The sequence below is a fragment of the Desulfovibrio sp. X2 genome, assembly GCF_000422205.1.
Classification (GTDB): domain Bacteria; phylum Desulfobacterota; class Desulfovibrionia; order Desulfovibrionales; family Desulfovibrionaceae; genus Alkalidesulfovibrio.
The window spans coordinates 1-18,150 of sequence record NZ_ATHV01000037.1; the positions used below are offsets into that span (position 1 = coordinate 1).

The window sequence follows — 18,150 nt, forward strand, 5'->3', positions numbered from 1 at the left end:
GGTCCTTCTCCCCCTCCCCGATTCTCTTTCCTGTTCTCCCTCGCCTACCCCAGCTCCTCGGGCGTGGGCAGGCTGGCCAGGGCGTGCACCGGGGCGGGCAGGCGCACGCGGGGCTTGCCTTCCTGGGCCGCGCAGAAGATGCCGAGCAGCTCGGGCGCGGGGCGGCCCACGGAGTTCACCGCGGCCTCCACGAGGTCGAGCAGGCCGAGGATGGTGCCGCCGCTCGAGACCACGTCGTCGATGAGGATGATGCCGCGCGTGGCCTGGGCCAGGATGTGGATGTCGCGCTCGTAGAGGGCCAGGAGCTTGCCGCCCGAGGTCACGGATTCCGAACCCACCTGGACCAGGGGGCGGCTGTCCGCCTCCATGTGGGGCTTCACGCGGTTGTAGGCCACGGCCACGGCGTCCAGGCCGAGCTCGCCCGCGGCGACCTGGGTGAGCTGCAGGGCCTTCTCGACCACGGTGAGCACGGCGACGCCGTCGAGGTCGCCGATCTCGGCGCGGATGCGCTCGGCCAGGAGGTGGCCCAGGTCGTGGTTCAGCCTGATCTGGCCCACGAGGTTCAGGGAGGCGATGCGCAGCCGCCTGCCGTTCCTGGTCCCCGGGAGCTTCACCAGGGGCAGCTCCACGCCGTAGGGCAGGCCCGGGACCTGGAGCAGGGTCTTTTCGCCGGATTCGCTGGTCGGATAGATGGTCATGTGATGTCCGCAAAAAGGCCCCCGGCTTCGCGGCCGGGGGCCTTCACGTCGCTGGTTATTCGGGAATGGTGCCGGAGACGCCCTTGACGAAGAAGCGCTTGGTCAGCAGGTCCTGGTCCGAGACCTTCTTGCCCGCGGGCACGATGAGCTTGCCGCTCTGGTCGTAGAGCGGACCCATGAAGATGTCGTCCTGGCCCTTTCTCAGCTTCTCCAGCTCGGCTTCCACCTTGGTGCGCACGGCCTCGGGCACCTTCTTGCCGAAGGGCGAGAGCTTGACCATGTCGGCGGAGAAGCCTTCCCAGTAGGCCTCGGGCTTCCAGGTGCCGTTCTGCACGGCCTTGACCTGGCGCACGTAGTACGGGCCCCAGTTCCAGGCGGTGGAGACCAGGGCGCAGTCCGCGCCGTAGCGGGCGGCGTCCATGCCGTAGCCGATGGCGGGCACGCCCGCGGCGCAGGCGGCCTTGGAGGTGTCCGGGGTGTCGGCCATCTGGCGGATCAGGTCGTGGCCGCGTCCGGCCAGGGTCTCGGCCAGGGTGGTCTCGCCCTGGGCATCGCGCCAGGACTTGAGCCAGACCACGGTGTCGACCTTGTTCTCGTCGTACTTCACGCCCGCTTCCTTGAGGCCCTTCACGAGGCCGATGGTGAAGGCGTTGATGCCGCGGATGGGCTCGGGGATGGGCTGCGTGGCCACGGTGCCCACGTTCTTGTAGCCCATGAGGCCGGCCATGTACCCGGCCAGGTACTCGGCCTGGTACATGCGGGCGAAGTAGTTGCCCATGTTGGACGTGGTCTTGTAGCCGGAGCAGTGGTCCCAATGGGTCTTGGGGAACTCCTTGGACAGCTTGGCCATGACGTCCATGTAGCCGAAGGTGGTGCCGAAGACGATGTCGTAGCCCTTCTGGGCGTAGTCGCGCATCACGCGCTCGGCGTCCGTGGGGCTGACGATGTTCTCTGTCCAGGCCACGTCCACCTGGTCGCCCATCTCTTTCTGCAGGTAGCTGATGGCCTCGGCGTGGGCCTCGGTCCAGCCGTGGTCGTTGACGGACTCGAGGAGCACGAAGGCGACCTTGAGCTTCTTCTTGGCCTGGGCATGGGCCGCGGCCGGGGCCTGGACGACGAGGCCGCAGGCGAGGAGCGCGGCGGCGAACAGAACGAACAACTTCCTCATGGCTTTCCCCTCATCAGGTATTTTTCCCGTGGCGGTCCCGGGCGCCTTGCCAGGGCGGCCGCCGACCGGATCGATGCGGCAGGCGAAACAGCGGAGGTCTGGCACCCCTTTGCCGTTCTTGTCAACGATTTCACGAAAAACGCGCCCGTCCGGGGGGCGCGCCCTCACCTCGCCCCGGCGCCGTTTCCCCGCACCCAGGCGGCCAGCTCGCGCGCCCGGCGCGAAAGATCGTCCATGTCCAGGGTCGTGAAGCGGCCGTCCTCGTAGAGCACGCGGCCCGCGCACATGGTCAGGCGCACCTCGTGGCCCGTGGCCGCATAGACCACCTGGGCCACGGGATCGTGCAGCGGCATGAGGTTCGGCCGCGAAAGGTCGAGGGCGACGAGGTCGGCCGGGCCGCCCGCCTCGAGGCGGCCGAGCTCGGGCCAGCCCACGGCCTCGGCCGAGCCGCGCGTGGCCATGTCCAGCACGTCCTGCGCGGACAGGGCCTGGGAGTCCCGCGCGCGGCCCTTGGCCTGCAGCGCGGCGCTGTTCATCTCGCCGAACATGTTCAGGTCGTTGTTGCTGGCCGCGCCGTCCGTGCCGAGCGCCACGCACACGCCCGCGGCGCGCAGGGCGGCGACGTGCGCGAAGCCCGAGGCGAGCTTGGCGTTGCTCTCCGGGCAGTGGGCCACGCGCGCGCCCGACGCGGCGAGGAGCGCGATCTCCTCCGGCGTGAGGTCCACGCAGTGGGCCAGGAGCAGGTCCGGGCCGTCGGCCTTTCCGCCATCCATCCCCTCGGGGCGCGGACCGAGCAGCCCCTCGCGGCGCAGGAACTCCACGGGCCGCGCGCCGTGGGCCGCGAGCACCTGCGCGGTCTCGCCCGCGCTCTCGGCCAGGTGCAGGGCCAGGGGGACGCCGAGCTCGCGGGCCAGGTCGAAGGCCTTGCGCAGGATCTCGGGCGTGGTGGCGTAGATGGAGTGCGGCAGCACGCACTGGCGCAGGCGGCGACGCCCGGCGAGCGCGGCCTGGCGCGCGCGCACGCGCTCCATGGCCTCCTCGGCCGAGGCCGCGGCGGGCGTGGGGAAGGCGAACAGCCCCTCGCCGACAACGGCCCGAAGCCCGGCCTCGTCCGCGGCCGCGAGCACCTCGTCGGTCAGGATGTAGCCGTCCAGGAAGCAGGTCGTGCCGGTGCGGATCATCTCGGCGCAGGCGATGAGCGCTCCGGTGCGCACGGCCTCGCGCGTCAGCCGCCGCTCCACGGGGAATACGGCCTCCTGCAGCCACTGCATGAGCGGCAGGTCGTCGGCCAGGCCGCGGAACATGGTCATGGAGGCGTGGGTGTGGGCGTTCACGAGCCCCGGCATGAGCAGGGCGCGGCCGAGATCCAGGCGGCGGGCGGGAGAGAAGGCCTCGTCCAGCCGCTCGGCCGGGCCCACGGCCGCGATGCGGCGGCCGACCACGGCCACGGCAGCGTCCTCGACCACGTTTCGGGCGTCGTCCTGGGCCAGGAGCAGGTCCGCGGTCAGCAGGATGTCGCAGGGTTCGGACATGGGCGTACCTCTGGCGGGAGACTACGCCCCGCTGGACGGGGCCGCAACCGCCGGGCGAAGATTGCCGGGGCGAAGGCTAGCGCGGGGAGCCGGACGGGTCGGACGAGCCGGGGGGCAGCCCCGGGGACTGGTCCGGGGACTGGCCCGGGGACTGGCCCGAGCGGCGGGAAAACGGCAGGCGGAGCGTGAAGACCGTGCCCGCGCCGTTGGAGGAGAAGGAGACCTCGCCGCCGAGGTAGCGCTCGCCGAGCAGCTTCATGGAATAGGTGCCGAGCCCCCTGCCCGCGCCCTTGGTCGAGAACGAGCGCTTGAAGACGTTCAGCCGCGTGGATTCCGACATGGTCTGCTCGTTGCGCACCCAGAAGCAGGCGCGATCCTTCTCCTGGGTGCAGCCGAGCTCGACGGCGCAGCCCTTGCCCGAGGCCTCGAGCGCGTTCTTGACCATGTTGCCGATGACCCGCGTGAGCAGGGCGCAGTCCGTCTCCAGGGCGAGGGCGCAGGAGCCGGGGGCGATGCGCAGGACCTTGCCCTCGGCCGCGTCGTGGCGGCGGTAGACGTCGGCCACGGCCTGCAGCACGTCGGAGGAGAGGAGCTGCACGGGCCGCACCTCGAGCTCGCCCGACTCGGCGGCCATCAGTTCGCGCTGGCTGGCGATCTCGTCCACCAGCCGCTCGAAGGAGACGTGCAGCACGCCCACGTCTGCGCGCAGGTGGGGCGGCACCTCCTCCTTGAGCATCTCCACCAGGCCGCGGAGCCCCCCGGCGGTGTTCATGATGTCGTGGAAGAAGATGCGCTCGAGCGCGCGGCGGCGGTTGTGGTGGCTGATGTCGAGGATGGTGAAGACGGTGAAGTGCTCGCCGGAGAGGTCGAAGGGCACGGCCGTGACCAGCAGGTCGAGCGCCTCGAGCAGGCTCTCCTGCCTGCGCAGCAGGTGGCATTCCTGGGTCTCCTGGTAGCCCTCGATGCTCGAGAGGATGGCGCGCACGGCGCCGCATTCGGCGCAGAACGGCGTGGTGCCGCAGCCGCCCTCGCTCTCGCTCGCGTGCACGCAGCCGAGCACCTCGCCGGGCCGCTTGCCGAGCACCTCGTCGATGCGCGCCCCGCCGGTGAGCTCGAGCAGGCTCCGGTTGGCGAAGACGATCTGGCGGTTCTCGTTCAGGACCAGGACCAGGGCGGGCAGGGAATTGACCATGTCCGTGCAGTGGTACTCCCTGAAAGCCTCGTACTGCCTCTTGAGCTCCTTCTGGCCGAGTCGCTCGGGCGGAGCGAAAAACGTCTTCACGCGGAGTTCTCCCCTCATGGTCGGACATGAACTGGAGCCTGGGGCGGTCGGGAAGAAAGGCCGTCCGCGCCGCGCCTCCAATCTGCAGCATCTTACGACATTTTGCCGACTTCGCCAAGTATTCCGCGCCCGGGAGACGCCGAAAAAGCCTTGCATTTACGAGCGGTTCAGAACATTATCCCGAATCCCGTCCGCGTCGGCCAGGGAGGAGAGAGGGGGATGACCGACGAACACGCTTTTCTGGAACTGCGCACGTTTCTCACCCCGGAGTTCGTCTTCGGCACCGGATCCGCCTGGCTTGCGGGCCGGTACTGCGAGAACCTCGGGGCGCGCCGCGTCCTTCTGGTCACCGATCCCGGGGTGCGGGAAGCGGGCTGGGCCGCCAAGGTGGAGGACAGCCTCGCCGACGACGGCATACAGGCCACGACCTTCGCGGCCGTCTCCTCCAACCCCCGCGCGGCGGAGGTCATGGACGGCGGACGGCTCTACGCGGCCGAGAGGTGCGAAGGCATCGTGGCGCTCGGCGGCGGCAGCGTCATCGACTGCGCCAAGGGCATCGCCGTGGTCGCGGGCAGCGGGCGCGACGTCCGCCGCTTCGCGGGCGTGGACAAGGTCCGCCACGCCTGCCCGCCGCTGGTCTGCATCCCCACCACCGCGGGCAGCGGCTCCGACGTCTCGCAGTTCGCGGTGATCAAGGACGAGGAGGCGGGCGGCAAGCTGATCATCGCCAGCCGCAGCGTGGTGCCCGACGCCTCCCTGGTCGATCCGCTGCTGACCGCGACCCTGCCCCGCGAGCTGACCGCGGCCTGCGGCCTGGACGCGCTCTGCCACGCACTCGAGGCCTACGTCTCCAACGCCGCCTCGCCCATGAGCGACCTCTACGCGCTGAAGGCCCTCACGCTCATCGGCCAGAGCCTGTGCGCGGCCTTTTCCAACGGCTCGGACCTGGCCGCGCGCGGCCGCATGATGCTCGGCAGCCTCTATGCCGGGCTGGCCTTCTCCAACGCCGTGCCGGGCGCGGTGCACGCCCTGGCCCACCCCGTGAGCGCAGCCCTGGACCTGCACCACGGGCGCTGCAACGCCGCGCTCCTGGAGGAGGTCATCGCCTTCAACTTCGAGGCCGCGCCGGGCCGCTACGTGGCCGCGGCGCGGGCGCTGGGCGCGGAGATGCCCGAGGACATCACGGCCGGGGCGCCGCCGGTGCTCGGCCGCGACGCCCTGCTCGCCCTGGTGCGCGGGCTCAAGGCCCGGCTCGGCGCCACGGAGCGGCTGTCCTCCCTGGGCGTGCGCCCGGAGGACCTGGACGGCCTCGCGGCCCAGGCCGAGGCCGCGCCCTACCTGCTGACCAACCCACGCCCCCTGAGCCGCGGCGATCTGGCGGAAATATATGCGCAAGCACTCTGAGCACCCCGAGGAACCGACCGCGGACTGCCCCTGCTCCGCCGCGTCCGCCGCATCCGCCACATCCCGAGCGCAAGAGGAAGCGCCGGGCGAGGACATCCGCGCCAAGCTCATGGGGCTCGGCGAGAGCTCCACGCGCAAGAGCTACTACCCCGAGCTCAAGCGCCGCCTGGAGGAGCTCGAGCGCTTCCGCGCCCTGCTCGACCAGAGCAGCGACACCATCTTTCTCGTGGACGGCACGGACGGCCACGTCATCGACGTCACCGGCTCGGCCGAGGCCATCGGCCTGTCGCGCGAGCGGCTGGTGGGGCGGAAGATCGACAGCCTGCTCACCAGCCGGGGCGCCTCCAGGCTGCGCCGCGTGCTGGTTCGGGGCGGCGGCATCGTGCACCTGGACGACGACGCCCGGATGGTCGCGGACGGCCGCGAGTCCCCGCCGCTCGAGGCCAGCGTGCGCGTGGTCGGCGTGGGCGGGCAGAAGTACGCCATGATTTCGTGCCGCGACGTCTCGGCCCAGGTGGAGGCCAGGCGCGAGATAGAGAAGGCGCGCGACGAGCTCGAGCGCCGCGTGGAGGAGCGCACCCGGGAGCTGACCGTGGCCAACCTGCTGCTGCACGAGGCCGTGCGCAAGCACAAGCGGGCAGAGGAGCGCTATCGCCGCGCCAAGGAGCAGGCCGAGGAGGCCAACCGCGCCAAGACCGAATTCCTCTCCGTGGTCTCGCACGAGCTGCGCACGCCGCTCACGGCCGTGCGCGGCTTCACCCAGATCATCGCCAAGCAGCTCGAGAAGAACATCTTCCCCCTGCTGCCGGGCGACGACGGAAAGCTCGCCCGGACCATGCAGCACATGCGCGAGAACCTGGTCATCGTGAACCTCGAGAGCCAGCGCCTCTCCGGGCTCATCAACGACCTGCTCGACATCGCCAAGCTCGAGAGCGGCCGCGTGGACTTCGCGAGGGAGCCGGTGAACATCGCCCACGTGCTCGAGCATGCCGTGCTGGCCACGGAATCCATCTTCCAGGAGGCAGGCATCCCCCTCGTCCTCTCCGTGGCCCAGGACATGCCCCCGGTGCTCGGCGACTACGACCGGCTCATCCAGGTCGTGGTCAACCTCCTGTCCAACGCCGTGAAGTTCTGCGACGACAAGGAGGTCCGCTGCGAGGGCTGGGTCGGCAGGGAGCACATCCTGGTCTGCGTCACGGACAGCGGTCCGGGGATTGCCGAAGAGTACCAGGAAAAGATATTCGAGAAGTTCGTCCAGGCCGGAGACAGCCTCACGGGACGCCCCAAGGGCACGGGGCTCGGCCTGGCCATCAGCCGCCAGATCGTGGAACGCCACGGCGGCCACATCTGGGTGGAGAGCCAGCCCGGCGCGGGCAGCTCGTTCTGCTTCAACCTGCCGGTCATCGCGCCCCCGGCCGCACACGACGGCGGGGACGGGAACGGCGATCACCAGGAGCCCGTATGAGCGACAACCCCCTATCCCCCGAGACCCTGGCCCTGCACGCGGGCCACACGCCGGACTGCGCCACCCACGCGCGCGCGGTGCCCATCTACCAGACCACGAGCTACACCTTCGATTCCGTGCAGCACGCCGCGGATCTCTTCGCCCTGCGCACGCCGGGCTACATCTACACGCGGATCATGAACCCGACCACGGACGTGCTGGAGAGCCGCCTGGCCGCCCTGCACGGCGCCGCGGGCGCCTGCGCCGCGGCCTCGGGCATGGCCGCCATCTTCAACGCCGTGTGCACCATCGCCGCGGCCGGGCAGAACATCGTCACCGGCTCGAACCTCTACGGCGGCACGCACACCCTCTTCGCCCACACCTTGAAACGCTTCGGCATCGAGGCGCGCTTCGTGGACTCCTCGGACCCGAGGAACTTCGCCGAGGCCATCGACGCGAAGACGCGGCTCGTCTACACCGAGTCCATCGGCAACCCGCGCTGCAACGTGGACGACATCGCCGGGATCGCGGCCGTGGCCCACGACCACGGCCTGCCCTTCATCGTGGACAACACCGTGGCCCCGCCGCCGCTCTTCAACCCCTTCGACCACGGCGCGGACATCGTGGTCTACTCCCTGACCAAGATGATCGGCGGCCACGGCACGGCCATCGGCGGCGCGGTCGTGGACGGCGGCCGCTTCGACTGGCTGGCGGGCAACCGCTACCCCGAGATCACCGACCCGGACCCGGCCTACCACGGCCTCAAGTTCGCGGAAATCTTCTGCTCCCTGCCGGACGGCGAAAAGGCCTGCCCGGCCTACATCCTGAAGCTGCGCACGACCATGCTGCGCGACGTGGGCGCCTGCCTCGCGCCCATGAACAGCTTCCTCCTCCTGCAGGGGCTCGAGACCCTGCCCATGCGCGCCCGCGCGCACGTGGCGAACGCGGCCAAGGTGGCGGAGCACCTCTCCACCCACCCGGCCGTGGCCTGGGTGAACTACGCGGGGCTGCCCTCGCACCCGGACTTCGAGCGCGCCAGGCGCTTCCTCCCCCTCGGCCCGGGCGCGGTCTTCGGCTTCGGGCTCAAGGGCGGATTCGAGGCCGGAAAACGCTTCATCGAGTCCGTGAAGCTCTGCTCGCACCTGGCGAACATCCTGGACGCCAAGACCCTCGTCATCCACCCGGCCTCCACCACGCACTCCCAGCTCACGCCCGAGGAGCTTAAAAAGGCCGGGGTCATGCCGGAGATGATCCGCATCTCCGTGGGGCTCGAGAGCGCCGAGGACATCATCGCCGACCTGGACCAGGCGCTGGGCCGGTAGGCGGCCCGGAGGGCAGGAGTGAAAAAATTCGAGAGGCCCGGCCGCCAGTGAATTCCAGCCCGGGGGCCACGATCTTGCGTGGACTTTTTTCAGGCTGAAGATGGTGCATTTGTCACATTTCGAGCCTATAGTGCCGCGTCGATCCGGGGCATGCGTGTCTCCGAGAACCATCAATACCACACCGTCAACAGGGAGTGTCGCAATGAAAAGAACCATCGCGCTGGCAGCCGTCCTGATCTTCGTCCTGGCCGCTTCGGCCCAGGCCGCGACCCTGAGGCTCCTGACCTGGAAGGGCTACGCCCCCGAGGAGCTGGTGCAGAAGTTCGAGAAGGAGACGGGCATCACGGTGGAGGTGACCTACTCCAACAACGAGGAGATGATCGCCAAGCTGCGCGCCACGCGCGGCGCGGGCTTCGACCTGGCCCAGCCGAGCCAGGACCGCATCTCCTCGGTGCAGAAAGAGTTCAAGATCTACAAGCCCATCGACTACAAGAAGATCGACAAGGCGCTCTTCATCCCCTCCATGCTCGAGGCCGTGAAGAGGAACACCCTGGTCGACGGCAAGTCCTACGCCGTGCCCTTCTGCTGGGGCACCTCCGGCCTCATCGTGAACAAGGACAAGGCCCCGGGCGTTGACAGCTACAAGGCCCTGCTCGATCCCAAGTACAAGGGCCGCGTGAGCTACCGCCTGAAGCGCCCGACCCTCATCGCCATGGGCTTCGCCCTGGGCTACGATCCCTTCGCCCTGTACTCCAGCCCCGAGAAGTACAAGGCCATGCTGGACAAGATCGAGGACACCCTGATCAAGGCCAAGCCCATCGTCCAGAACTACTGGGCCAACGGCGACGCCCTGCTGCAGTCCATGCGCTCGGGCGAGGTCACCGTGGCCATGGCCTGGGACAACGGCGGCTGGAAGCTGCACGCCGAGAACCCGGCCATCGACTTCGTGGCCCCCAAGGAAGGCGCCCTCGGCTGGATCGACACCTTCGCCATCCCGGCCAAGTCCGAGAACCTGGACGCCGCCTACAAGTGGATCAACTTCATGATGAAGCCCGAGAACGCGGGCTACTTCACGACCAAGGAGAACACCCCCACGGCCTCCGAGGGCGCGGGCAAGTTCGTGGCCCCCGATGTGCAGGCCAACTTCGACCGCTGCTTCCCCAAGTCCGTGATCGACAACATCAAGTGGTACCCGCCCGTCCCGGCCCAGCTGGAGGCCATGGAGGGCAAGGTGCTCGACAAGATCAAGGCCGCGGAGTAACGGCCTGACGCATCGGACGATGCATCAGGCAGACGCGCGACCGAGGCGGGCGGGGACGGCACCGTCCCCGCCCCCGCGTTTCGTCCCGGCGGCGCGCACGACGCGCCGCCCGATTTTCGCCCGACCTTCGCCAACCTCTGCAGACGCCCCATGGACGCCCTCTCAATGGACAAAAGCAACGATCTCTCCATCCGCAGCCTGGTCAAGCGCTTCGAGGCCTTCACCGCCGTGGACGACGTCTCCTTCGACGTGCCCACGGGCTCCTTCTTCTCCATCCTCGGCCCGTCCGGCTGCGGCAAGACCACGCTCCTGCGCATGGTCGCAGGCTTCGAGTCGCCCACCTCGGGCGAGATAGAGATCCGCGGCAGGAGCATGCTCGGGGTGCCGCCCAACAAGCGGCCCGTGAACCTGGTCTTCCAGCACCTGGCGCTCTTCCCGATGATGACCGTGGCCGAGAACATCGCCTTCGGGCTCAGGCGCCGCGGCGTGAAGGGCGGGGAGATCAGGAGGCGCGTGGAGACCATGCTCGAGCGCGTGGGGCTGCCGGGCTACGGCGAGAAGCGCGTGAGCCAGCTCTCGGGCGGACAGAAGCAGCGCGTGGCCATCGCCCGCTGCCTGGTGCTCGAGCCCTCGGTGCTGCTCCTGGACGAGCCGCTGGGCGCGCTGGACCTGAAGCTGCGCGAGCAGATGAAGGTCGAGCTCAAGAAGCTGCAGGCCAAGGTGGGCACCACCTTCATCTACATCACCCACGACCAGTCCGAGGCCCTGGTCATGTCCGACCGCGTGGCAGTCATGAACCGCGGCCGCTTCGAGCAGGTGGGCACGCCCCAGGAGCTCTACGCAGAGCCCAGGACACCCTTCGTGGCCCGCTTCGTGGGCGAGAACAACGTCTGGTCGGGCGACGTGGTGGACTGCAGGCCGGACGGCGTGTCCATCCGCACGGACGAGGGCTACGTCTTCAAGGCGCGCACCGCGGAGGACTGCGCGCTCGGCACCCGGGCCGACCTCTTCCTCAGGCCCGAGGCCATGCGCATCGAGCCGCGCGAGGCCGAGGGGCTGAACACCTTCAAGGTCACGGTCAAGGCCATCCTCTTCGACGGCGCCAACAGCCGCCTGCTCACGGTCACGCAGGAGGAGCACGAGCTGCTCGTGACCCTGCCCCAGAACCGCCGCTTCGACCATCTGGCGCCCGGCCACGAGATCGCCGTGGGCTGGCATCCGGAGTCCGGCATCTGCTTCAGCGCCAGGGACGCGTCATGAAGGGCTCGCGCCTGGCCTTCTGGATCTTTCTCGCGCCGGTGCTCTGCTGGCTCTTCCTGCTCATCGTGCTGCCGCACATGGACCTGCTGCTCATGAGCCTGCGCGGCACGAACGACCTGGGCGAGCCCGCCTGGACGCTCGCCAACTACATGAATTTCTTCAACGAGCCCATCTACTGGCTGACCTTCGTGCGCACCGCGTCCTACGCCGTGCTGACCACGCTGATCACCTTCCTGCTGGCCATGCCCGTGGCCTTCTACATCGCCAAGGTGGCCCACCCCAGGGCGCGCGGCGCGCTGCTCGTCATGCTCCTGCTGCCGTTTTGGGTCAGCGAGCTCGTGCGCGTCTACGGCTGGATGATCCTCCTGCGCGAGTCCGGGGTGCTGAACTACTTCCTGGTCAGGCTCGGCATCCTGCACCGGCCGGTGGAGATGCTCTACAACGACGCGACCATGATCATGGGGCTCGTCTACACCTCCATGCTGTTCATGATCGTGCCGCTGGTCTCGGTCATGGAGAGTCTGGACGACAGCCTCATCGAGGCCGCCCACGACCTGGGCGCGAGCGCCCCGGTCATCTGGCGCGAGATCATCATCCCGCACTGCAAGCCCGGCATCACCTCGGGCGCCATCGTGGTCTTCATGCTCACGCTCGGCAACTACCTGACGCCCAACCTCATGGGCGGCAAGAACTCGCTGTGGTTCACCGAGCAGATCTACAACCAGTTCATCGCCAGCTTCAACTGGAACCAGGGCGCGGCCTTCGGCTTCCTGCTCCTGCTCTTAAGCTCCTGCATCATCTGGCTCGGGCTCAGGCTCACGCGCCAGAAGCTCGGGGAGGTGGCCGCATGATCCGCAGCCTGCCCACATCCAAGGCCTACGACTGGTCGTACCTGGCCTTCATCGTCCTCTACTTCGTCTTCCTCTTCGCGCCGCTCCTCGTCACCTGCGTGCTGGCCTTCAACAACTCGGACTTCCCGGCCCTGCCCTGGAAGGGCTTCTCGCTGGACTGGTTCACGGCCGCCGGGCCGGACCGCGTGGGCATCTTCCACGACGCCCAGAACCTGCGCGCCATCTGGACGAGCTTCCGCACCGCCTTCTTCGTCTCCATCCTGTCCACCGTGGTGGGCACCTGCGCCAGCTTCCTCTTCGAGCAGGAGGATTTCCGCTTCAAGGGCGCGCTCTACTTCCTGATGCTCGCGCCGCTGGTCATCCCGGGCGTCATCCTCGGCATCTCCATCCTGCTCGCGGCCAACTCCGCGGGCACCTTCCTGGACGACAACTTCGGCCTGGACTTCTCGCTCTTCCGCCCGAGCTTCTGGCTCGTGGTCGTGGGCCAGTTCTCGTTCATCACCACCTTCGTCACCCTGGTGGTCTCGGCGAGGCTCAAGAAGTTCGACCGTTCCCTGGAGGAGGCGGCGCTGAACCTCGGCGCCACGCGCCTTCAGGTCGTCTGGTACATCACCCTGCGCTTCCTGCGCCCGGCCATCGTGGGCGCGGCGGCGGTGGCCTTCCTCATGAGCTTCGAGAACTTCAACACCACCCTCTTCCTGGTCGGCTCCGAGCCCACCCTGCCCATCAACCTCTACCTCCAGGTACGCGACGGCAGCACGCCGGTGATCAACGCCATCTCGCTGCTGCTCATCGTGGGCACCTCCTGCCTGGTCCTGCTGAACCTCTTCTTCAGCCGCGGCAAGGAAGACTAGCCGCGGCCACGCCAGCGGGAAACGAGGACCTTTTCATGCACGCCGACACGCCCCTGGCCGCGCTCCTCTCGCGCGGCCGCCTCGTCTGCGCCCACCGCGGCGCGCGCTCCCTGGCCCCGGAGAACACCATGCCCGCCGCAGAGGCGGCGCTCGGGGCGCGGGCGGACATGTGGGAGATGGACGTGCAGCGCACGTCCGACGGACAGCTGGTGGTCTTTCACGACGACACGCTCGAGCGCACCACGAACGTGGCCGAGCGGCCCGAGTTCGCCGCGCGCGCGCCCTGGCCGGTCGCGGCCTTCAGCCTGGCCGAGCTCAGGGGCCTGGACGCGGGCTCGTGGTTCGCCGCGCGCGACCCGCACGGCGCCGTGGCCGCGGGCGAGGTGGACGCGGCCGCGCTCAAGGCCGGGCGCGGGGCGAGGATCCCGCTGCTCGCCGAGGCGCTGGCCTTCACCGTGCGCCGCGGCCTGGCCATGAACCTCGAGATCAAGGACCAGATCCACGCGCCCGGGGACCTCTCCATCGTGCCCCAGGTGCTGGACGCGGTGCGCGCTGCCGGGGCCGAGGGGCTCGTCCTCCTCTCCTCCTTCAACCACACGTACGTGGCCGAGGCCGTGCGGCTCGCGCCCGCGCTCCCCTGCGGCGCCCTCGTGGAAGAGCGCCACGCGGCCGGGGGCGACGCGGCGAGCATCGCGGCCTACCTGAAGGAGCTGGGCGCAGCGGCCTACCACCCGGACGACGAGATAACGGACCTCGACCTCGTGCGCGGCCTCTTTGAGCACGGCGTCCTGGTCAACCTCTACACGGTCAACGACATGGCCCGCGCCCTGGCCCTTTTCGAGGCGGGCGCGACCACGGTCATCACGGACTACCCGCAACGGCTGCGCGCGGCGCTGGAGGCACAGGGCTAGCCGCACGGGCGGGGCTGCGGACTGTCGCCGCCTTCGAGCAGAGCGGAAGAGGGGGTCACGGCTGTCTTCTCCAAGACATGGCCGCCGGAAGCCGGAGCCCAGCACCGACAGGGTGAAGGCAAGCGTGGCCGGCTGATCTCAGTTTGGAAAATTCACTGCTGTTTCAGGGCTATCGCTTCCTGCTGAATTTCATTCCAGGTGTCCCCGAAGACCCGAGACCGTAATCAGCTGCCCGCATCCGGTGCTCGGCAATCTTCTCTTCTTTGTAATTACCGACCCACGGCAGTTTCTTTATGATCTCGTGCTGTGTCGGGCGATCATGAGTCATGTCGATCCAGGCATTGCTGAAACGGTACCCCGGGCCGAAGATTTTCTCCAACTCATACGAGCGCACGACTTGAAGAGTGTCTGGATTGCTGGGGTCTTTGAACGTCACCAGCGTCGGAAGCAAACCACCGTACAGCTCGGCACGACCTTTCCAAGACGGGGCCTGTTCGTACCAGAAGGCCTTGTTGCGGTGGAAAGCGTAGGCGGCCAAATGTGTTACCATATCAATATTCGCCCCCGTCGGACCAAAGCCCAGAACAGCGACGAGATTCTTGCCCTCGCCCAGATCGAGAAAGATGGCCTCGCCCTGGGCCTTTATTGTCAGCCCTGCTGCAGAAGGATTCCAATCGATCATGTCCGGGATGAAGGTCACCTGGATGACGCTTGATCCCTTCACGAACCCATGCGGAGTCTCGACCTCGACCGTCAGCCTGTAGGCGTGCGTATAGGTGTGGAAGAGCCTGTAGACGTACGAGGTGCCCAGGTAGGCGAAGGGCAGGCAGAAAAGGACGGCCAGCCCTATGAGGGCCCACTTCACGATGGAGCTGAAAAGACTGCCCAGGGACATGCCGGGCTCACCGCCTGTGTTTCAGGATCATGACCTGCCGCTGTCCTTGAAGTGCCAAAAACAGGCCAAGGGGGCCTTCCGCCCCGGCTTGCAGTGCGATCCCTCGGCAACGCCAGGATACTGTCCTGGCATTACAGGCAATTTTCAACGAAATTTTTCCTGGTCTACTGGTGGAGGCGGCAATTTCCCGAGCGCCGGTTCAGGGAGGCGGCATCCCCTGCGTCCATGATCCGTGGACAATTCTATAATTGCTGGTCTGAGAATATCATGCGGCCTGTCCGGGCGCAGCGGACCGGATCAGCGCATCATCTGCGCGGACAGGACAAGCGATGCCCCGGCGGTCCAGGCGATCGCGCGTTCATGCGTGTAGAGGTCAGGGAAAAAACGGACCGAGCTGAAGAGCTAGAGTTCTTCCAGGCGGGTCTTGATGTCGCGCAGCTCGGACTCGATCTCGAGCAGCAGGCCCGAGCGCTGGTCGTCCTCGAGGGCCTTCCTGGCGCCCTCGATGGTCAGCCCCTTGTCCCAGAGCAGGTGCTTGATGCGGCGGACGACCTCGATGGTCTCCTCGGTGTAGGCGCGCTGGCCGGACGGTGTGCGCACCGGCTTTATCTGCTCGAACTCCGTTTCCCAGAAGCGCAGCACGTAGGGCTTCACCTCGAGCAGCTTGGCGGCCTGGCCGATCTTGTAGGTCTTGGCTTTGTCCCGGCCTTCCATGCCGGGTATCAATAGCTGCCTGGACTCGGAAAGTAAAACCCGCCGGGCGGGCGCTGGCGCGTCCGTCTCCGGCGGGTAAATGTTCTTCTCGTCCGGGGCCATGCCCCCTCCAGGCTTACTGCAGCCGCACGGACAGCGCGGCCAGCACCTTGTCGGTCAGGGTCCCGTGCGCCTTGTCCACGTCCGCGTCGCGCAGCGTCCTGTCCGGCGCGCGATACGTCAGGCGGAAGGTCAGGTTGCGGCCGTCCCCGCCCTTGGGCGCGTAGCTGTCCACCAGCCGCGCGTCCTCGAGCAGCTTCACGCCCGCCCCGCGCATGGCGGCCAGCACCTGGTCCACGTGCACGGAATGCGGCGTGACCAGGGTCACGTCGCGCCACGAGGCCGGGAAGCGCGGCAGCTCGCAGAAGCTGATCTTCTCCGCGCTCCAGGCGTCGCGCAGGGCCGCCACGTCCAGGTCGGCCAGCCAGACCTCGGAACGCGCCCGGTACTCCCCGGCGATCTCGGGGTCGAGCAGGCCGAGCAGGCCGAGGTCGCGGCCGTTCGCGGAGACGCTCACGCAGGGGCTGAGGAAGGGATGCTCCCCGGCCATGGTAAAGGCCAGTCCGGACACGCCGAGCGCGCGCGCCAGGTCCTCGACCAGCCCCTTCAGGTCCGCGTAGTCGGCCAGCGCGTCGGCAGGCCAGGGGTGGCCGCCCGGGAAGCGCCCGCCGTGCAGCAGGATGCCCAGCCGGGTATGCTCGCGCGTTCTGGTGTCGGACGTCTCGTCCGCGAAGTAGGTCTTGGCGACCTCGAAAAGCCTGAGGTCCGCGTTGCCCTGGTTCAGGTTGGCGCGAAGCGCCTGCAGCAGGCCCGCGACCACGCTCGTGCGCATCACGGCCTGGTCCTCGGTCAGCGGGTTGGCAACGCGCACGCGGCCCTCGCGGGGGAGCCGCAGGGCGTCCAGGTCCGCCTCGGCCACGAAGCTGTAGTAGATGCACTCGCGAAGCCCGGCGCCGCGGCCCCAGTGCTTGAGGCGCATGAGGAAGTCGAACTCGCCGCCGCCCACGGGCGCTCCGGCGCCGCCGATGACCGCGGGCATGGTTTCGGGGATGCGGTCGATGCCGTAGACGCGGGCGACCTCTTCCACGAGGTCGATCTCGCGCTCGAGGTCGCGGCGGAACGAGGGAGCGCGCACGGTCCATTCGGCCGTGTCCGTCTTCTCCAGCTCGCAGCCCACGCCGCGAAGCGTCCGCTCGCAGAAGGCCGGGTCGAAATCGATGCCCACCACGGCGCCGGCGCGCTTCGGGCGGAAGCGCAGCACCGGCTGCTGCCAGGGCTCGGGCTCGGAGCTGGTCACGCCGGAGACGATCCGTCCGCCGGAAAGCTCGGCGATGAGCGCGGCCGCGCGGTCCAGGGCATGGCGCGAGCCCGGCTGGTCCACGCCGCGCTCGAAGCGGTGCGAGGCCTCGGAGTGAAGCGCCAGGCGGCGAGCGGTCTTCCTGATGGTGCCCGGGCGGAAGACCGCGGACTCGAGCAGCAGGTTGGTCGAGCCGTCGCCGATCTCGGAGTTGGCCCCGCCCATGACGCCCGCAAGGGCCACGGGCTTGGCGCCGTCGTGGATCAGGAGGTCCGTGGAGAGGAGGCTGCGCTCCTGGCCGTCCAGGGTCACGAAGGCCGTGCCCGCCTCGGCCAGGGCCACGCGGATCGTGCCGCCCTCGATGAGGTCCATGTCGAAGGCGTGCAGCGGCTGGCCCGTCTCGAGCATGACGTAGTTGGTCACGTCCACCACGTTGCTGATGGGCCGCTGGCCCATGGCGATCAGGCGGTAGCGCATCCAGTCGGGCGAGGGGCCGATCTTCATGCCCCGCACCACGCGGCCCTGGTAGAGCGGGCACTGCTCAGGGTCCGCGATCTCGATGCGCACGAGGTCGGACGCGCGCTCGGAAGCGTCTTCCGTAAGCGTCACGCCCGGCACGGAAAAGGGAAGGTTGAAGGCCATGGCCGTCTCGCGGGCCAGCCCCATGATCGACAGGCAGTCGGCGCGGTTGGGCGTGAGGTCGATGTCCAGAACGTGGGATTCGAGGGACAGCGCCTCGGTCAGCGACAGGCCGACGGGCGTCATCGGATCGAGCACCAGGATGCCGGAATGGCCCTCGCCCAGGCCCAGCTCGCGCTCGGAGCAGATCATGCCGTTGGAAGGCTGGCCGCGCAGCTTGGCCTTCTTGATGGTCAGGCCGTCGGGCAGCGTCGTGCCCACGGTGGCCACGGCCACCTTCTGGCCGCGAGCCACGTTGGGCGCGCCGCAGACGATGTCCAGGACCTCGGAGCCGACGTCCACGCGGGTCACGGAGAGCTTGTCCGCATCCGGATGGCGGCCGCACTCGACCACGTGGCCGACCACGATCTTCTCGAGAGCCGCGAAGGGACGCTCGACGGCGTCGACCTCCAGGCCGAGCATGGTCAGCTTGTCGGCCAGGGCCTGGACCTCGCCCTCGTAGGGCACGAACTCGCGCAGCCAGGAAAGGGACAGCAGCATGAAGAGAGCCTCCGGCGGCCGGAGAGAGGGGGACCCTTT

General features: G+C 68.5%; 15 protein-coding genes. 8 read left to right on the plus strand and 7 right to left on the minus strand.

Going from position 1 to position 18,150, the window contains the following annotated elements; translation table 11 throughout:
* Nucleotides 1-44: 44 nt before the first annotated feature.
* The 4 genes from DSX2_RS11985 to DSX2_RS12000 all read right to left on the minus strand — a co-directional run bounded on the left by DSX2_RS11985 (nucleotide 45) and on the right by DSX2_RS12000 (nucleotide 4,680).
* On the minus strand, nucleotides 45-698 hold the full coding sequence (locus DSX2_RS11985) for a phosphoribosyltransferase (protein WP_020881365.1): 654 nt from the start codon (nucleotides 696-698) through the stop codon (nucleotides 45-47).
* A gap of 55 nt (nucleotides 699-753) precedes the next feature.
* The gene (locus tag DSX2_RS11990) at nucleotides 754-1,866 is read right to left on the minus strand and encodes a BMP family ABC transporter substrate-binding protein (protein ID WP_020881366.1); all 1,113 of its coding nucleotides are present in this window, start codon (nucleotides 1,864-1,866) and stop codon (nucleotides 754-756) included.
* Between the two features lie 164 nt (nucleotides 1,867-2,030).
* The gene (locus DSX2_RS11995; RefSeq protein ID WP_020881367.1) at nucleotides 2,031-3,398 is read right to left on the minus strand and encodes an amidohydrolase family protein; all 1,368 of its coding nucleotides are present in this window, start codon (nucleotides 3,396-3,398) and stop codon (nucleotides 2,031-2,033) included.
* Nucleotides 3,399-3,474: 76 nt separating this feature from the next.
* Nucleotides 3,475-4,680: an ATP-binding protein gene (locus tag DSX2_RS12000; RefSeq protein WP_020881368.1), complete on the minus strand. Its 1,206-nt coding sequence runs from the start codon at nucleotides 4,678-4,680 to the stop codon at nucleotides 3,475-3,477.
* A 219-nt stretch (nucleotides 4,681-4,899) separates the two neighbouring features.
* Here DSX2_RS12000 and DSX2_RS12005 point away from each other — a divergent pair, with 219 nt between their 5' ends.
* The 8 genes from DSX2_RS12005 (at nucleotide 4,900) to DSX2_RS12040 (ending at nucleotide 13,987) form a co-directional block, all read left to right on the plus strand.
* Nucleotides 4,900-6,084 (plus strand): iron-containing alcohol dehydrogenase, encoded by a 1,185-nt coding sequence (locus tag DSX2_RS12005; protein ID WP_020881369.1) that lies wholly within the window; start codon nucleotides 4,900-4,902, stop codon nucleotides 6,082-6,084.
* Nucleotides 6,068-7,549, plus strand: a complete 1,482-nt coding sequence (locus tag DSX2_RS12010; protein ID WP_020881370.1) for a PAS domain-containing sensor histidine kinase — start codon at nucleotides 6,068-6,070, stop codon at nucleotides 7,547-7,549. The genes DSX2_RS12005 and DSX2_RS12010 overlap by 17 nt, the downstream gene beginning before the upstream one ends.
* Nucleotides 7,546-8,850 (plus strand): O-acetylhomoserine aminocarboxypropyltransferase/cysteine synthase family protein, encoded by a 1,305-nt coding sequence (locus tag DSX2_RS12015; RefSeq protein ID WP_020881371.1) that lies wholly within the window; start codon nucleotides 7,546-7,548, stop codon nucleotides 8,848-8,850. Before DSX2_RS12010 ends, DSX2_RS12015 begins: the two co-directional genes overlap by 4 nt.
* 202 nt (nucleotides 8,851-9,052) lie before the next feature.
* A complete protein-coding gene (locus tag DSX2_RS12020) occupies nucleotides 9,053-10,111 on the plus strand; it encodes an extracellular solute-binding protein (protein ID WP_020881372.1) in 1,059 nt (352 codons plus the stop codon).
* A 165-nt stretch (nucleotides 10,112-10,276) separates the two neighbouring features.
* Nucleotides 10,277-11,371 carry an ABC transporter ATP-binding protein gene (locus DSX2_RS12025; RefSeq protein ID WP_020881373.1) on the plus strand — a complete coding sequence of 365 codons (1,095 nt, stop codon included), beginning with the start codon at nucleotides 10,277-10,279 and terminating at the stop codon, nucleotides 11,369-11,371.
* Nucleotides 11,368-12,222, plus strand: coding sequence for an ABC transporter permease (locus DSX2_RS12030; RefSeq protein ID WP_020881374.1), 855 nt, complete (start codon nucleotides 11,368-11,370; stop codon nucleotides 12,220-12,222). Before DSX2_RS12025 ends, DSX2_RS12030 begins: the two co-directional genes overlap by 4 nt.
* Complete coding sequence (locus DSX2_RS12035) at nucleotides 12,219-13,076, plus strand: ABC transporter permease (RefSeq protein ID WP_020881375.1); 858 nt, start codon at nucleotides 12,219-12,221, stop codon at nucleotides 13,074-13,076. The genes DSX2_RS12030 and DSX2_RS12035 overlap by 4 nt, the downstream gene beginning before the upstream one ends.
* Nucleotides 13,077-13,111: 35 nt before the next feature.
* Complete coding sequence (locus DSX2_RS12040) at nucleotides 13,112-13,987, plus strand: glycerophosphodiester phosphodiesterase family protein (protein ID WP_020881376.1); 876 nt, start codon at nucleotides 13,112-13,114, stop codon at nucleotides 13,985-13,987.
* A 169-nt stretch (nucleotides 13,988-14,156) separates the two neighbouring features.
* Here the strand turns inward: DSX2_RS12040 and DSX2_RS12045 are convergent, their stop codons facing one another.
* The 3 genes from DSX2_RS12045 to pheT all read right to left on the minus strand — a co-directional run bounded on the left by DSX2_RS12045 (nucleotide 14,157) and on the right by pheT (nucleotide 18,111).
* The gene (locus DSX2_RS12045) at nucleotides 14,157-14,882 is read right to left on the minus strand and encodes a hypothetical protein (protein ID WP_020881377.1); all 726 of its coding nucleotides are present in this window, start codon (nucleotides 14,880-14,882) and stop codon (nucleotides 14,157-14,159) included.
* Between the two features lie 402 nt (nucleotides 14,883-15,284).
* Nucleotides 15,285-15,596 carry a MerR family transcriptional regulator gene (locus tag DSX2_RS12050; protein ID WP_035042199.1) on the minus strand — a complete coding sequence of 104 codons (312 nt, stop codon included), beginning with the start codon at nucleotides 15,594-15,596 and terminating at the stop codon, nucleotides 15,285-15,287.
* 115 nt (nucleotides 15,597-15,711) lie between these two features.
* Nucleotides 15,712-18,111 carry a phenylalanine--tRNA ligase subunit beta gene (gene pheT, locus DSX2_RS12055; RefSeq protein ID WP_020881379.1) on the minus strand — a complete coding sequence of 800 codons (2,400 nt, stop codon included), beginning with the start codon at nucleotides 18,109-18,111 and terminating at the stop codon, nucleotides 15,712-15,714.
* Nucleotides 18,112-18,150 lie beyond the last annotated feature (39 nt).

What these genes read in the sequence shown, in the direction of transcription:
- DSX2_RS12035 (WP_020881375.1), top strand. Translation starts at nt 12,219, where the DNA reads ATGATCCGCAGCCTGCCCACATCCAAGGCCTACGACTGGTCGTACCTG.
- DSX2_RS11990 (WP_020881366.1), bottom strand. Translation starts at nt 1,866, where the DNA reads ATGAGGAAGTTGTTCGTTCTGTTCGCCGCCGCGCTCCTCGCCTGCGGC.
- DSX2_RS12040 (WP_020881376.1), top strand. Translation starts at nt 13,112, where the DNA reads ATGCACGCCGACACGCCCCTGGCCGCGCTCCTCTCGCGCGGCCGCCTC.
- DSX2_RS12025 (WP_020881373.1), top strand. Translation starts at nt 10,277, where the DNA reads ATGGACAAAAGCAACGATCTCTCCATCCGCAGCCTGGTCAAGCGCTTC.
- pheT (WP_020881379.1), bottom strand. Translation starts at nt 18,111, where the DNA reads ATGCTGCTGTCCCTTTCCTGGCTGCGCGAGTTCGTGCCCTACGAGGGC.
- DSX2_RS11985 (WP_020881365.1), bottom strand. Translation starts at nt 698, where the DNA reads ATGACCATCTATCCGACCAGCGAATCCGGCGAAAAGACCCTGCTCCAG.
- DSX2_RS12045 (WP_020881377.1), bottom strand. Translation starts at nt 14,882, where the DNA reads ATGTCCCTGGGCAGTCTTTTCAGCTCCATCGTGAAGTGGGCCCTCATA.
- DSX2_RS12020 (WP_020881372.1), top strand. Translation starts at nt 9,053, where the DNA reads ATGAAAAGAACCATCGCGCTGGCAGCCGTCCTGATCTTCGTCCTGGCC.
- DSX2_RS12015 (WP_020881371.1), top strand. Translation starts at nt 7,546, where the DNA reads ATGAGCGACAACCCCCTATCCCCCGAGACCCTGGCCCTGCACGCGGGC.
- DSX2_RS12030 (WP_020881374.1), top strand. Translation starts at nt 11,368, where the DNA reads ATGAAGGGCTCGCGCCTGGCCTTCTGGATCTTTCTCGCGCCGGTGCTC.
- DSX2_RS12005 (WP_020881369.1), top strand. Translation starts at nt 4,900, where the DNA reads ATGACCGACGAACACGCTTTTCTGGAACTGCGCACGTTTCTCACCCCG.
- DSX2_RS11995 (WP_020881367.1), bottom strand. Translation starts at nt 3,398, where the DNA reads ATGTCCGAACCCTGCGACATCCTGCTGACCGCGGACCTGCTCCTGGCC.
- DSX2_RS12050 (WP_035042199.1), bottom strand. Translation starts at nt 15,596, where the DNA reads ATGGAAGGCCGGGACAAAGCCAAGACCTACAAGATCGGCCAGGCCGCC.
- DSX2_RS12010 (WP_020881370.1), top strand. Translation starts at nt 6,068, where the DNA reads ATGCGCAAGCACTCTGAGCACCCCGAGGAACCGACCGCGGACTGCCCC.